General features: G+C 69.5%; 11 protein-coding genes. 2 read left to right on the top strand and 9 right to left on the bottom strand.

Annotated features, from left to right (window positions below):
• Nucleotides 1–98 precede the first annotated feature (98 nt).
• The gene (locus tag OG206_RS09255) at nucleotides 99–1,310 is read right to left on the bottom strand and encodes a glycoside hydrolase family 64 protein (protein ID WP_327122220.1); all 1,212 of its coding nucleotides are present in this window, start codon (nucleotides 1,308–1,310) and stop codon (nucleotides 99–101) included.
• Nucleotides 1,311–2,001: 691 nt separating this feature from the next.
• Here OG206_RS09255 and OG206_RS09250 point away from each other — a divergent pair.
• Both OG206_RS09250 and OG206_RS09245 read left to right on the top strand, forming a co-directional pair.
• A complete protein-coding gene (locus OG206_RS09250) occupies nucleotides 2,002–3,585 on the top strand; it encodes an acyl-CoA carboxylase subunit beta (RefSeq protein WP_327114148.1) in 1,584 nt (527 codons plus the stop codon).
• 65 nt (nucleotides 3,586–3,650) lie between these two features.
• Complete coding sequence (locus tag OG206_RS09245; protein ID WP_327114146.1) at nucleotides 3,651–3,854, top strand: acyl-CoA carboxylase subunit epsilon; 204 nt, start codon at nucleotides 3,651–3,653, stop codon at nucleotides 3,852–3,854.
• Between the two features lie 105 nt (nucleotides 3,855–3,959).
• Here OG206_RS09245 and OG206_RS09240 read toward each other — a convergent pair whose 3' ends face one another.
• The 8 genes from OG206_RS09240 to OG206_RS09205 form a co-directional block, all read right to left on the bottom strand.
• Nucleotides 3,960–4,541, bottom strand: a complete 582-nt coding sequence (locus OG206_RS09240) for a GTP-binding protein (RefSeq protein WP_014048542.1) — start codon at nucleotides 4,539–4,541, stop codon at nucleotides 3,960–3,962.
• Complete coding sequence (locus tag OG206_RS09235) at nucleotides 4,522–5,178, bottom strand: DUF742 domain-containing protein (RefSeq protein ID WP_327114139.1); 657 nt, start codon at nucleotides 5,176–5,178, stop codon at nucleotides 4,522–4,524. Before OG206_RS09235 ends, OG206_RS09240 begins: the two co-directional genes overlap by 20 nt.
• A gap of 89 nt (nucleotides 5,179–5,267) precedes the next feature.
• On the bottom strand, nucleotides 5,268–5,681 hold the full coding sequence (locus OG206_RS09230) for a roadblock/LC7 domain-containing protein (RefSeq protein ID WP_327114137.1): 414 nt from the start codon (nucleotides 5,679–5,681) through the stop codon (nucleotides 5,268–5,270).
• A gap of 10 nt (nucleotides 5,682–5,691) precedes the next feature.
• Nucleotides 5,692–8,904 (bottom strand): sensor histidine kinase, encoded by a 3,213-nt coding sequence (locus OG206_RS09225; protein WP_327114135.1) that lies wholly within the window; start codon nucleotides 8,902–8,904, stop codon nucleotides 5,692–5,694.
• Nucleotides 8,905–9,254: 350 nt separating this feature from the next.
• Nucleotides 9,255–9,836, bottom strand: coding sequence for a GTP-binding protein (locus tag OG206_RS09220; RefSeq protein ID WP_015611636.1), 582 nt, complete (start codon nucleotides 9,834–9,836; stop codon nucleotides 9,255–9,257).
• The gene (locus OG206_RS09215) at nucleotides 9,817–10,224 is read right to left on the bottom strand and encodes a DUF742 domain-containing protein (protein WP_003966010.1); all 408 of its coding nucleotides are present in this window, start codon (nucleotides 10,222–10,224) and stop codon (nucleotides 9,817–9,819) included. The genes OG206_RS09220 and OG206_RS09215 overlap by 20 nt, the downstream gene beginning before the upstream one ends.
• A 134-nt stretch (nucleotides 10,225–10,358) precedes the next feature.
• Entirely contained in the window at nucleotides 10,359–10,772 is a 414-nt protein-coding gene (locus OG206_RS09210; RefSeq protein WP_006127850.1) for a roadblock/LC7 domain-containing protein, read from the bottom strand.
• A 9-nt stretch (nucleotides 10,773–10,781) separates the two neighbouring features.
• Nucleotides 10,782–14,450 (bottom strand): sensor histidine kinase, encoded by a 3,669-nt coding sequence (locus tag OG206_RS09205; RefSeq protein WP_327114131.1) that lies wholly within the window; start codon nucleotides 14,448–14,450, stop codon nucleotides 10,782–10,784.
• Nucleotides 14,451–14,953: the final 503 nt, after the last annotated feature.

Raw genomic sequence — 14,953 nt, 5'->3', positions numbered from 1 at the left:
CCGGCCCCGCAGGCCGGACTGGGCCGCACGGGTGCCGGACGCGCCCCGGGCCGGACGCCGCGGATCCACGGCGTCCGGCCCGGCGTCGTGCGGCCGGGTCAGGAGCCGACGCTCACCGTGAAGCGGCGCGGGTTCCCGTCATGCGCGGCACCCGAGACGTCCGGTTCACCGTCGGGGCGCACGTCGTCGTAGGGGAACGCGTATCCGATGGGGGAGTTCGCGTGGACGACGCGTGACCAGTGGTTCGTCACACCGCCCCTGTAGTAGTCCGCGACCGTGGTCCCGTTGGGCTGCTGGGGGTGGCTGAGCATGATCGACCGGTTGAAGCCCGCTGCGATCCTGGCGAGCAGGGCCTTCTTGTCGTCGGAGTCACCCGGGTTGTTCGTGAAGGGCCCGTGGTTGCAGGTGAAGATGTCCTTCGACGTCGGCTTCGCGAAGGTGTGCCCGCCCTCGAAGGTCAGCGTGTCGCCGCTGACCCGGCCCGCGAGGGTGCCCCGGCCGCCCTGCAGGTCTATCCGCAGATCGGTGGAGCGGTACTTCTCCCAGACCTGGTCGATCTGCGCGGTGAACAGGTCGCGGAACGGCATCTGGTCGGGCCGGTCGAAGAACGGCGCCATCAGGTTCTGCGGGGAGACGACCCGCAGTACCTTGCCGTCCTGGCCCCGGGTGACCAGCTTGTCCCAGGGCTGTCCGTCGGCTGCCGCCTGGGCCGTCAGGTCGTCCGCGATGCGCTGGACCGCGCCGTCCGGAAGAGGCGCCACGGTGTGCGTCGCGTCGCCCTCCAGGGTCAGGCCGATCGGCAGCGCCGTCACCAGGTCGACGTAGCTGATGTTGGCGTACAGCTGCTGGGGGTTGAAGGTGAACTCGCAGAACGACCAGGTGCGCCCGTAGTTGGGGTCCGTCGCCGTCGCGAAGGCGGGCTCGACCAGGGACGGGCCCGGGTTCAGGTAGAAGTCCAGCTTGTCGTCGCGCACGAAGTAGACGCGCGCTCCGTACATCTGCGGCAGCGTCAGGACGACCGGGCCGGCACCGGCGGCCTTGAGCGGGATGGCGCAGTCCACCGGCAGGGGCGTCTGCGGGGCGCCGGGGGAGTCGGGGCGGTAGACGCCGCCGTCCGGGCGGAGCAGGACCCAGCGGTCGGTGCCCTGTTCGTGGCCGGTGACGTACGCGCGCACGGTGCCGGGCAACGAGCGGTTCTCCAGGGCCAGTTCGCAGGTCGCCGGGGCGGCCGAGGTGCGCGGGCTGAGGGCGCTGCCCCAGACCGGGTAGGTGAGCGCGGTCGCGGAGGCGGCGGCGCCCGTCAGGAACATTCTGCGCGAAATCACGAAGGAACTCCCGGGATGTGGGGGGTCGCAGACAGGGCTGTGGGGGGTGGAGCGGGGAGGAGCGGCCGTGAGGGCGTCTGCGGTGCGCACTACTTTCGCGACGCCTCCCGCAAGCGTCAAGAGTTATGACTGAGAGCGCTCTCATGAACGTGCTTTTCTTTACAACTCGACGCCTCTGGAGGGGTTTTGGCGACTCCTGGTCCGGCTTCGGATGCGCATGGTGAACAGGCTCTGAACGCGCCGGCGGGTGGACGTGCGGGGATCGGCGCCCAGGCGTCGGCAGCCGCGGATGCGGCGCGCGCAACGACGGGCGGGCCTCGCACCGTGCCCCAGGCGGGACCCGCGGTCCGCCGTGTGCCCTTTAGGAACGGCGCCGTACGGTGCGGGGCGTCACCTGTTGGAGGGGTGGTGCGTCAGAATCCCGCTCCGGGGCTCTCCTCTGCCATTGTGGTGTCACCGGTCGGCCGCCCCGGTGGATCCGCGGCGTGGCGCGCGGGCCCCGATGTGTCGGGGGCCACAACGAGGGGTTTGTCGGAGCCCTACAAAGCGAAAGTCCGCCGGGCTGGTGGATGGGCTGCACGGTGCGTGGGTTCTGTCAGGTGTTACCAGGAATCCGGGCAGGAGACTGTGTGGAGTGGACGGCGGTTTTGTGCTGTCGGCTTCGTAGGGTCGATGCATGACCGTTGTGGACGAAATCCCGGGCGAGCCGAGCGACACGCGTGGCCGCGTGGCCGAACTTCTGTCGCTGCGCGAGCAGGCCCGGCGTGGACCGAGCGACCGGGCGACCGAGGCGCAGCACGCCAAGGGCAAGCTGACGGCCCGCGAGCGCATCGCGCTGCTGCTGGACGAGGGATCGTTCAAGGAGGTCGAGCAGCTTCGCCGGCACCGGGCGACCGGATTCGGCCTGGAGACCAAGAAGCCGTACACCGACGGTGTCATCACCGGCTGGGGCACGGTCGACGGCCGGACGGTGTTCGTCTACGCCCACGACTTCCGCATCTTCGGCGGCGCGCTGGGCGAGGCCCACGCCACGAAGATCCACAAGATCATGGACATGGCCATCTCGGCCGGTGCCCCGCTGGTCTCGCTGAACGACGGCGCGGGCGCCCGCATCCAGGAGGGCGTGTCCGCGCTCGCCGGATACGGCGGGATCTTCCAGCGCAACACCCGGGCCTCCGGCGTCATCCCGCAGATCTCGGTGATGCTCGGCCCGTGCGCGGGCGGTGCCGCCTACAGCCCGGCACTCACCGACTTCGTCTTCATGGTCCGTGAGACCTCGCAGATGTTCATCACCGGTCCGGATGTCGTCAAGGCGGTCACCGGCGAGGAGATCACCCAGAACGGCCTCGGCGGCGCCGATGTGCACGCCGAGACCTCGGGCGTCGCGCACTTCGCGTACGACGACGAGGAGACCTGCATCGCCGAGGTCCGCTACCTCATCGGGATGCTGCCCTCCAACAACCGGGAGAACCCGCCGGTCCACCCGAGCGACGACCCGGCCGACCGGCGCGGCGACGTCCTGCTGGACCTGGTGCCGGCCGACGGCAACCGCCCGTACGACATGCACAAGGTCATCGAGGAGCTCGTCGACGACGGCGACTTCCTGGAGATCCACGAGCGCTGGGCCCGCAACATCGTCTGCGCCCTGGCGCGGCTCGACGGCCAGGTCGTCGGCATCGTGGCCAACCAGCCGCAGGCCCTCGCGGGTGTCCTGGACATCGAAGCGTCCGAGAAGGCCGCGCGATTCGTCCAGATGTGCGATGCGTTCAACATCCCCCTCGTCACTCTGCTGGACGTACCCGGCTTCCTGCCCGGCGTCGATCAGGAGCACGGTGGGATCATCCGCCACGGTGCGAAGCTCCTGTACGCGTACTGCAACGCGACCGTGCCGAGGATCTCGCTGATCCTGCGCAAGGCCTACGGAGGCGCGTACATCGTCATGGACAGCCAGTCCATCGGTGCGGACCTCACCTACGCCTGGCCGACCAACGAGATCGCGGTGATGGGCGCGGAAGGTGCCGCCAACGTCATCTTCCGCCGCCAGATCGCGGACGCCGAGGACCCCGAGGCCATGCGTGCCCGCATGGTCAAGGAGTACAAGGCCGAACTGATGCACCCCTACTACGCGGCCGAGCGCGGCCTGGTCGACGACGTCATCGACCCCGCCGAGACGCGCGAGGTGCTGATCGCCTCGCTCGCGATGCTCCGCAACAAGCACGCCGACCTGCCGTCCCGCAAGCACGGCAACCCGCCGCAGTAGTCGCAGCCGCAGCGGCCACCCCGCCCACGCCCGCGACCACCTGCCCAGAAGACGGAGACACCACCATGAGCGCCACCCCCGCCGATTCGGTCCTGCGCGTCGAGAAGGGCCAGGCCGGCCCCGAGGAGCTCGCCGCCATCACCGCGGTCCTGCTCGCCCGGGCGGCCGGCCGTGCCGACGTACCCGCCCGCCGTGGCCGTGACACGGCCGGATGGCGCCGGCTGGAGCGCACCCCCGGCTTCCGCGCTCCGCACAGCTGGCAGGGCTGATACAGGCTCTGAGGCCGTTCCGGAGCCCTGACCGGACTCCTTGGACGCACGAAGGGCCCCGTACTCCTGGGAGAGTACGGGGCCCTTCGCCATACGGCGGCGGGATCAGCGCAGACGGGCCATGAGGGCGTGCTCGACCAGGGTGATCAGAGCGCTCTTGGCGTCCGCGCGGTGGCGGGCGTCCGTCGTCAGGATCGGAGTGTCCGGGCCGATCTGGAGTGCTTCGCGTACCTCGTCGGGGGTGTAGGGCTGGTGTCCGTCGAAGCCGTTGAGCGCGATGACGAAGGGGAGGCCGCTGTTCTCGAAGTAGTCGACTGCGGGGAAGCAGTCGGCGAGGCGGCGGGTGTCGACGAGGACGACGGCGCCGATGGCGCCGCGGACCAGGTCGTCCCACATGAACCAGAAGCGGTCCTGTCCGGGGGTGCCGAACAGGTAGAGGATCAGGTCCTGGTCCAGGGTGATGCGTCCGAAGTCCATGGCCACGGTGGTCGTGGTCTTGTCCCCGGTGTGGGTCAGGTCGTCGATGCCCGCCGATGCGGACGTCATCACGGCTTCGGTGCGCAGCGGGTTGATCTCCGAGACGGCACCGACAAACGTGGTCTTACCCACGCCGAAGCCCCCTGCCACCACGATCTTCGCCGAGGTAGTGGAGCGGGCTGCTCCGCCGCTAGAGCTTGCGAAGTCCACTGAGCACCCTTTCGAGCAGTGTCACGGCTGGTTGGCCGCCGGCGGCCTCGTCGCCGCCGGGCTGATGAATAGCGACGAGTCCGGCCTCTGCCAGGTCGGCGACGAGGATCCGGGCAACGCCGAGTGGGATCGAGAGCAGGGCCGAGATCTCGGCCACCGACTTGATCTCGATGCAGAGCCGGCAGATCCGCTGGTGCTCGGGCAACTGCCCTTGCAGCCGGGCCGGATCGGCCGTGGTGCTGACCAGTGCCTCGATGGCGAGCTGGTAACGCGGCCGGGTCCGGCCGCCGGTCATGGCGTACGGACGGACCAGCGGGTTGTGCGCCGAGGGCTTCTCGGGCGCGGGCTCCTGCCGCTGGACGGGCTGGATGCGGGACGGCGGCGCCTCGTACCGCTGCGGCGGCCGCTGTTCGTGCTGCGGCTGCTGGTACGGAGGCTGCTGCTGCGGCCACCCGGGATCGGGCTGCTGCTGCCAGTCGCCGCCCTGCTGGGACTGCTGGTAGGGCTGATACGGCTGGTAAGGGTCTTGCGGACCCTGTCTGCCGGGCATGGAGGGGGCGTTGAAACGGTTGTCACCCTGCTCACCCGGGACCCGCTGACCGCCCTCGTACGGGTGTCCGCCTGTGGGTGTTGCCACGTTTCCTCCTCCGACTGCCGGTCGCCATCCCAGTGGTGCCGCGCCACCGCACCTTATGGCGCGGTGACGAGAAACGCACTGTCTGTCTATTAGTTAAGAAGACTTCCCTGCAGCTCGGCGCGGAGATCCGGGGTGAGGACACTTCCTGCACGGTCTACGAGAAGTGCCATTTCGTATCCAACCAGGCCAATATCGGCGTCCGGGTGGGCGAGGACGGCGAGTGAGGATCCGTCGGAGATGGACATGAGGAAGAGAAATCCTCGCTCCATCTCCACAACGGTCTGATTTACGGCACCGCCTTCGAAGATCCTGGAAGCACCCGCCGTCAGCGATGTCAGACCGGAGGCGACGGCCGCCAGCTGATCGGCGCGGTCGCGCGGGAAACCTTCGGACATCGCCAGCAGGAGTCCGTCGGCGGAGACCACCACAGTGTGGGACACCCCGGGGGTGCTGTCCACGAAGTTGGTGATCAACCAGTTCAGATTCTGCGCCGCCTGGCTCATCGGGCTCACACTAACGCTCCTGGTTGTAGGTATTACTTGTGTCCGACCCCGCGGTACGTCCCCGCTGGACCCCGCGGCGCAGGTTGCTCAACCTGCCCCGCACGTCCTCCGGAGCGCGGGAGACCTGGGGGCCGCCCTGCTGGGTCTGCTCCGCAGTGCCCTCGACCAGATTGGCCTTGGGCACGCGCCGGGGGAGTCCGGACGGGGTGATCCCGCCCGCCTTCGGATCCCGGAGCTTCTCGGCCCGCTCCCAGCGTTCGTCGTTCGCCGAACGCCAGTCCTCGCCGTTGCCGTCGGAGGTCTCCGTCTGCTGCTCCGGAACCTCCGGCTGCGGCCGCTGCGCCGGCAGCGCAGGCTGATCGTTTCCGCGGCCGGTCGGCTGCCAGTGCTGCTGGCCCGCACCACGGCGCGGGAGACCCGCTTCGGTCAGATCGTGACCGGGGCTGGGGGTGGGTCCCGGGCGGTCGAAGCCTACGCGCTCCGCCTCTTCGGCGGGAGGGCTCGGCGCAGATTCCGTTTGGGCCTGCACCTGGGGCTCGAAGGCACCCTGGTAGGAACCCTGAGCCGCCCATTCGCCCTGCTGGGACTGATCACCCGGCGGTGCGAACTGATCGGAGTACTGCTCCTGGGAGCCGCCCTGGGTCGGGTACGCGGATTCCGCATAACCGTTCTGCTGCGGCTCCTGGTACCCGTTCCCCGCGGCGTACGGCTCGTAGCCGGCCTCGTAGGCGGGCTGCTGCGCGTACTCCTGCTGCCCCTGGCCGTACTGCTCGGATGCGTACTGCCCCTGGGCGTACTGACCCTGCGGGAAGCCCTGCTGCTGCGCCTCCTGCGGGAAGCCCTGCTGCTGTGCGGCGCCGTTGCCCTGGAAGTCCGGGCGCTCGCCACCGGCCTGCGCCTCCAGAGCGGCACGCCGCTCCTCACGCATCAGCGAACGGTTGACCGGGTCCAGCTGCGGGGAGTCCGCCGCAGGGGTGTCGTAGCGGGAGTCGTCGAAGCCGAGCTCCGCCGCCGTACGCATCGGAAGCGGCTGCGGCATGGGGTCGAACGCGGTTGCCTGCTGTTGCTCCGGAATGATCGAGGAGACGGTGAAGTCCCCCTCGGGCGAGGAGTCGCCACCACCACCGTGGGTGATGGGGTCCGGCAGCATGACCAGCGACGTGGTGCCCGCCTGCTCGCCCGAGGGGCGCAGCTGGACACGGATGCCGTGCCGGTCGGCAAGCCGGCCGACCACGAACAGACCCATGCGCTGGGACACCGCGGCGTCCACGGTCGGCGGGTTGGCCAGCTTGTGGTTGATGTCCGCGAAGTCCTCGGCGGTGAGGCCGATGCCCTTGTCGTGGATCTCGACCATGACCCGCCCGTCAGGCAGCCGGGTCGCGGTGACGCGGACCTTGGTCTGCGGTGAGGAGAAGGTGGTCGCGTTCTCCAGCAGCTCGGCCAGCAGGTGCACGAGGTCGGTCACGGCCTGGCCGTGGATCTCGCTCTCCGGCACGCCGGTGAGCTCGATGCGCTCGTAGGACTCGACCTCGGACGAGGCGGCACGCAGCACGTCCACCAGCGGAACCGGCTGGTTCCAGCGGCGGCCGGGCTCCTCGCCCGCGAGGACGAGGAGGTTCTCGCCGTTGCGGCGCATACGCGTGGCCAGGTGGTCCAGCTTGAAGAGGATCTCCAGCTGGTCCGGGTCCGCCTCGTTGTTCTCCAGATCGGTGATGAGGGTCAACTGGCCCTCGATGAGCGACTGGTTGCGGCGCGAGAGGTTGGTGAAGATCGCGTTGACGTTGCCCCGGAGCATGGCCTGCTCGGCCGCGAGCCGGACCGCCTCGCGGTGGACCTGGTCGAAGGCGCGGGCGACCTCGCCGATCTCGTCCTGGCTGTTGATCGGGATGGGCTGTACCCGGGTGTCCACCCGGCCGGGCTCGGTCCGCGACAGCTGGTCGACGAGCATCGGGAGCCTCTGCTCGGCGATGCCGAAGGCGGCCGTACGCAGCTGGCGCATCGAGCGGCTCATCTGGCGGGCCATGAGTCCGGCGATGATGAAGGCCGCCAGCAGCGCGATGATCACGATCGCGGCGTTGACGATGGCGTCGTTCCTGGCGTCGGTGGAGATCTCCGCCGCCTCGGTCACCGCCTTGTCGACGAGCTCGTTCTCGACCGTGGTGTAACCGTCGAACTTCGCGGTGGCCGCGGCCATCCAGGTCTCGGGCGTGATGCCCTTGGCCTTCAGCTCGTCGGGCTGCTTGCCCTGCCCGATCTGCTGCGCCATGCCGTCGAACACCGAACCGTCGATGCTCGGGGGCGAGACGAAGGGCTTCCCGGCGGCCTTCGCCTGGGCCTTGGCGGCCTTCAGCTGCTCGGCCCCCTCGGCGGCCTTGCCGGCCATGACCTCCTTGAGGCGGGCAGCGTCCGCCCCCGTGCCTCCGGAGATGAACTCGCCGAGGGCGATCTGTTCCAGGTAGTTGTACGAGCTGAACGCCGTGACCTGGCCGTTGAAGTTGCGTTCCTCCTGGCTCGGCCGAACCAGCAGGTGCATGCCGATCGAGCGCTGAAGCGATTCTGCGGCCTTGGCCAGCTCGATCGCGTACACGGTCCGGCCGTAGCTCGTGATGTTGCCGGTGCCCAGGCCGAGCTCGTTGGAGAACTCCATGAGCGAGTGCTGGACCTTGGTGTAGCCCTCTTCCGTCTTCACCGGGTCCATGGCCTCGGCGTAGGCGGCCTTGCGCAGCTCGGGGAGGAGCGGCTCCTCCACCTTGAACAGCTTCAGGCGGCGGTCGAGCCCTTCCTTGTCCGGCATGTCCTGCACGGCTTCGGCGAACTTCGCGGCGGCGGCGTCGGTGGTGGCACGCACCTCCTCGACCTCGGAAGCGGCGCGCTTGTTGGACAGCAGCGGCTGGGCGGTGAGGTCTCGCTCGTTCAGCAGCGCCTGTCCGTACTCCCCGGCCGCGCGGACGACCAGTGCCGTCTTCTCGGCGTCCTGGGCTTCGTTCCAGGTGTCGACCGACCCCTTCACCTGGAATCCGCCCATGACCAGGCCGACCAGCGCGGGTATCAGGAGAATCGCGTTCAGCCGGGTGGGCACCCGCCAGTTGCGCGGTGACAGCCGGCTGGTGCTGCCCCCCGCCGGCTCCGCCTCGGACGTGACCGAAGGCGACACCGCGGCGCGCGGAGGGGTGAAGTTGCCCCGCTCCGGCTGCGCTGCGGAGCCCTCGTTGCTTCGCCTCACTCGACCAACAACCTCTCGGCGTCGGCACCTACGTTGTGCCGGATTATCGTTCAGGGGGCCGTACTACTCGGTAGTTCGAGGCATTGCAGCACGCGGACGGGTCGCGTTCCAAACAGTCGGAATCTGTAATTCCGGGTGACGCCCGTCAAAGATAAAACGGGCATAAAGAGCGAGCCCCGTCAAAAGGCGAGGCTCGTGTGCGCGCAGCGGCACCGGGCGTACGCGCCGGGTGGCGATGGCGGGACAATTCACTGTCGAAATGTTATGAACACGGGGGCGGATCGTGTCAAAGGACACAGCCCGCCCCCGTGTGACTACAGCAACTTCCGTAGATCGATACGGACTTGCGCCTACTTCAGCCGAGCCATGAGGGCGTGCTCGACCAGGGTGATCAGGCCGCTCTTGGCGTCCGCGCGGTGGCGGGCGTCCGTCGTGATGATCGGCGCGTCGGGGCCGATCTGGAGTGCTTCGCGTACCTCGTCGGGGGTGTAGGGCTGGTGTCCGTCGAAGCCGTTGAGCGCGATGACGAAGGGGAGGCCGCTGTTCTCGAAGTAGTCGACTGCGGGGAAGCAGTCGGCGAGGCGGCGGGTGTCGACGAGGACGACGGCGCCGATGGCGCCGCGGACCAGGTCGTCCCACATGAACCAGAAGCGGTCCTGTCCGGGGGTGCCGAACAGGTAGAGGATCAGGTCCTGGTCCAGGGTGATGCGTCCGAAGTCCATGGCCACGGTGGTCGTGGTCTTGTCCCCGGTGTGGGTCAGGTCGTCGATGCCCGCTGACGCGGACGTCATCACGGCTTCGGTGCGCAGCGGGTTGATCTCCGAGACGGCACCGACAAACGTGGTCTTACCCACGCCGAAGCCCCCTGCCACCACGATCTTCGCCGAGGTGGTGGCGCGGGCCGTACCGCCGCTAGAGCTTGCGAAGTCCACTGAGCACCCTTTCGAGCAGTGTCACATCCGGCGCGCCGCCGGCCTCTCCATTGCCCGGCTGGTGGATGGCCACCATGCCGGCTTCCGCCAGGTCTGCCACGAGGATCCGCGCCACACCCAGGGGCATGGAGAGCAGGGCCGAGACCTCGGCCACCGACTTGACCTCACGGCAGAGGTGGCAGATCCGCTGGTGCTCGGGGAGCAGCGTCCCGAGGTGAGCGGGGTCTGCCGTGGTGCTGACCAGCGCCTCTATGGCGAGCTGGTAACGCGGCCGGGTCCGGCCGCCGGTCATTGCGTACGGACGGACCAGCGGCTGGTCGCCTTCACCGTCGTACGACGCGTGGTGCAGTGCGCCGTACGGATCCGGTGAGGCGGGTGGCGGGGTCATAAATCCTCCGGGCGTGACAGCAGGGGGTCGGCCTGCGGTCTCAAGGTGGCCGGTGGGGGGCTCGTGCGGCCGGATGGGTGAGGGTTTTGAGTAGTACCTGGGGGGATCGTGTCGGGCGCCTGCCGCATGGCCGGCTAGTGGAGCAGACTGCCTTGTAGCTCGGCGCGGAGATCCGGGGTGAGGACGGTCCCCGCGCGGTCGACGAGAAGGGCCATCTCGTACCCGACCAGACCGATGTCCGCGTCCGGATGGGCGAGGACGGCGAGTGACGATCCGTCGGAGATGGACATGAGGAAGAGGAAACCCCTCTCCATCTCCACGACCGTCTGGCTCACGGCGCCGCCTTCGAAGATCCGGGAGGCCCCTGCCGTCAGCGACGTCAGACCGGACGCGACGGCCGCCAGCTGATCGGCGCGGTCGCGCGGGAAACCTTCGGACATCGCCAGCAGCAGGCCATCCGCGGAGACCACCACCGTGTGCGACACCCCTGGGGTGTTGTCCACGAAGTTGGTGATCAGCCAGTTCAGATTCTGCGCGGCCTGACTCATGGGGCTCAACTAACGCTCCTGCTGGTGAGTGGGGCCGAGATGGAAACTGCCGGTAGACGAGCCGTTGTTGGCCTGTCGTCCCTGCTGGATGCCCCGGCGGAGATTGGTCAGACGGCCGCGTACGTCATCGGGCGCACGCGAAACCTGGGGTCCGGACTGATGATTCTGCTGCTGAGCGGTGCCCGGTACCAAATTGGCACGTGGGACCCTGCGAGGCAGCCCGGACGTGGTGATCCCGCCCGCGGCGGGCTTCTTGACCCGCTCCGCCTGCCGCACGAGCTCGTCGTTGGGCGAAGCGCGCCAGGAACTCGTGACGCCCCCGTCGGCCGCACCACGCCGGGGCATGGGCGGAGCCGGGTTGCCGACGGGCTGGGGAGCGGCCGGTGCCTGCGGCTCGACGGCCGGCGGCTGCTGGCCGCCCTGCTGCGGGCCGTGGAACCAGTTCGTCTCCAGCGTGTCGAACAGCGGCGTACGTCCGTCACCGGGACCGGCGGGCGGCAGCACCTCGTGCTGCTGCGGCAGCGCCGGACGGTGCGGCAGCTCCCCGGCGGAAGGGGCCGGGTGCCGCGGTGCCCCGAAGCCGGCGTTGTCCTGCCGGTCCGGTGCGGGCATCTGCGGACGCTGCGGTGCCTGGGCGCCGTAGCCCTGGTCCTGCGGCATCGGCGCGCCGAAGTCCGGACGGGCGAACTGCGCGGTGCTCGCCGCGTCCGGGACCTGCGGCGCCTGCGGCGCGGAGAAGTCCGGGCGGGCGAACTCGGCCGTGGCGCCGTATTCCTGACGGTCGTTCACCGGCGGACGCTGGTTCTGCGGGCTGAACTGCTGGTTCGGTGCGGAGCTGCCCGGCCGCGCGAAGCGTCCGGCGTCCGTCTCCTCGTGACCGCGGGGGACGTCCGGCTGCGGGCGCCCCTGGGCGCCCTGCTCCTCGGCGCCCCAGTTCTGGGTCTGCGGGTGCTGCGCCTGCGGGTTGCCGCCAGGCAGCTCGGCCCGCGGTCCGCCGGACGGCGGCAGCTGGCGGCCGGGGCCGCCGGGCTGCTGCGGGGCGCCCTGACCGAACTGGGCCTGCTGCGGCTGCGGGGACTGCCGGGCGGGCGGGCCGCTCTGCTGGCCGGCCTGCGATCCGGAGTGACCGAAGAGGTTCGGCCGGTTCGGGTCCGTACCAGCCGATCCGTCCTGCGGCCCGCGTGCGCCCATCCGGGCACCGCCGCCGAAGGCTCCGGAGAGTCCGCCACCCTGACGCGGCGCCTCCGGGCGGCCCTGGTTCGGCAGGCCGGGGGCCTGCTGGTTGCCGAACTGCTGGCCGTTGCCCTGCTGCGGCTGGCGCGGTCCGCCGTCGCGCGAGGGCAGCGCGGCCCGCGGCGCGGAACCCGCGCCGACCTGGCCGAGCGGAGCGGACGAGCCCAGACCCTTGGCGGGAGCCCCTCCGGGGCCCGCGAGGCCGGGACGCTGCCCGCCGCCGGGAGCGCCGCCGGCGAGGAGCCCGCCGGGTGCGCCGCCCTGCTGGCCGTTGCTCTGCTTCGGCGGCTGCTTGCCACCGTGCGCGACCTCCATGGGCAGCATGACGAGCGCGGTCGTACCACCGGAGTCGGAGGGACGCAGCTGGATCCGGATGCCGTGACGCAGGGACAGCCGGCCGACCACGAACAGACCCATGCGGCGTGACACCGAGACGTCCACGGTCGGCGGCGAGGCCAGCCGCTCGTTGATCGCGGCCAGGTCCTCGGGGGAGAGGCCGATGCCGGTGTCGTGGATCTCGACGAGCACACGGCCGTCGGGCAGCGCGTGACCGGTGACCCGGACCTTCGTCTGGGGCGAGGAGAACGACGTGGCGTTCTCCAGCAGCTCGGCGAGCAGGTGCACGAGGTCGTTGACGACGCGGCCGGCGACCTCGGTGGCGGGCACCGCGGCCAGTTCGATGCGCTCGTACTGCTCCACCTCGGAGGCGGCGGCACGGAGCACGTCGACCAGTGGCACGGGACGCGTCCACCGGCGGCCGGGCTCCTCACCCGCGAGGACGAGGAGGTTCTCACCGTTCCGGCGCATACGGGTCGCGAGGTGGTCGAGCTTGAAGAGCGAGGACAGCTGGTCCGGGTCGGCCTCGCGGGACTCCAGTTCGGAGATGAGCGAGAGCTGACGCTGGATGAGGCCCTGGCTGCGGCGCGAGAGGTTGGTGAACATCGCGTTGACGTTGCCTCGCAGAAGCGCCTGCTCGGCGGCCAGACGGACCGCCTCGCGGTGCACGTCGTCGAAGGCCGCGGCCACCTTGCCGATCTCGTCGCGGGAGTGGACACCGACCGACTCGACGGAGGTGTCGACGTCCTGCGGGTCCGTCTCGGAGAGCTGCTTGACCAGCTCGGGCAGACGGTCCTGGGCGACCCGGGTCGCGGTGTCCTGCAGGCGGCGCAGCGAGCGGATCATGGACCGCGCCACGACGAAGGCGCCGACCAGTGACACACCGAGGACGATGAGGATGATCGCACCGTTGAGGATGGCGTCGCGCTGCGACTCCTCACGGAGCTCGCGGGCCTTGCTCTCCATGTCACCGAGGAGGGTCTCCTCGATGGTCTTCATGGCCTGGATCTTGTTGGAGCTCTGGTCGTACCAGTCCATGTACGTACGCGACTTGCTGCCCTCCATGCCCAGCGGGCTGTCGAGCACCCTCTTCGCGTACATGTCGGCAGCCTTGATCTCGGGGTTGCCGTTGTCCAGCGGCGCGAGGAGATCGGTGGAGCTCTTGCCCGTCGACTCGTAGGTCGACTCGAACGTCTGGAGGGTCGTGTCCGCCTTGTGGAGCGCGTTACGGCCGAACGCCTGGTCGTTCGGGTTCAGGTGGGTCTTCTCGCTGTCGCCGCCCGGGAGGGCCGCGGCGATGATGGCCCGCTCGACCGAGGCGTACTCCTTGGAGGAGGAGAAGGCGGCCAGGGCACGGGTGCGCTTGATCATCTCCGGGTTGCTGGTGGCCTGCGCCATGTCCTGGGAGAGGCTCAGCAGGGAGGTGATCAGCTGGCTGTACTGGTCGACCGTGTTGAGGCTCGGCGAACCCTTCGCGTAGGCGTCCTTGCGGATGCTCGTGATGTTGCCGAGCTGGTTGCTGATCTGGCTGACACTCGCGTGGATGCTGTCCAGGGCCGCGTCGCCGGGCGTGTTGCGGATCTCGTCCGTGGCCTCGAGGAAGGCCTGCTCGGCACGGTCGGTGCGCTTGCGGGGCTCGGTGACCTTGAAGTCGGTGGCCTTCACGCCGTTCGTCAGCGGACCGGCCGACTTGTCGCGCTCCTCCTGGAGCGCGTTGGCGAGCGCGGTCGCCTGCTTCGTCATCTTGGTGAGCAGCTGCATGTGCTCCAGCTGATCGATGTCGTTCATCGACTCGTTGATGCGCAGCCCGCCCAGGGTGGTCGCGGCGACCACGGGGAGGGCGAGCAGGGAGACCAGACGCGTGCTGATGCGCCAGTTGCGCAGGGCTATGCGTGAGCCGGTGTTGCTGGGGCCGGCCGGCTTGGCGGGCGCCGTGACGTCCGCACTCGCGCCGTTCTGGGCGCCGGGGCGCTGCGCCCGGTCGCCGCCGTCACCGGCCGCACCGGAATTCTGGGCGTGCTGGGGTGAGGCGCCGCGGTCGTTCCCGCCGCGCGGCTCCTGATCCGCCGGAGTTTCCCCTCGGCCCTGGCGGGGCTGGGGCGACCCCATGCCATCCCTCTTGAAACGTCCCTGCACTAGCGTCGCAACCTCTGGACCAGGCGTCCCTCCGCGCGTGGCACGGCAGGACGGTGTCGGCGTCGTGGGGCGCTCGACGCGCCCCATGGTGGTCGTGAGTGACCGGCGTACTTCCCCCTCCCGCCGCCACTCGGCGCTGCGTTGCGCCCCTGCGCGCTGGGCCTGAAACCCGCGGCGGTGCGTGGAATTCCAGCACAGTGGAGGATCTCCAACAAGGCCCGTGTACCGGGCTGTGACCTGTATGACACGGTGTGATGGGTGGGTAACAAGGCGTGGATCGTGTTCGGGGTCAAATGGGGTGAATAGGGGTGTCGTCGAGGGGGGTGAGGGGTGTCCCAGTCGACATGATCGGGAGCGGAATGACAGATTCAGTGACGGATTGTCTGCTTTGCCTCACGCGATCGACTGTCCGTGATGAGTGGATTGTCGCTCACTTCGTGAGCAAACTCACATGATGATCGACGTCTCTTCCCGGC

This window comes from Streptomyces sp. NBC_01341 (assembly GCF_035946055.1).
Lineage (GTDB): Bacteria > Actinomycetota > Actinomycetes > Streptomycetales > Streptomycetaceae > Streptomyces.
This window is presented reverse-complemented; position numbering and strand designations above follow the sequence as displayed.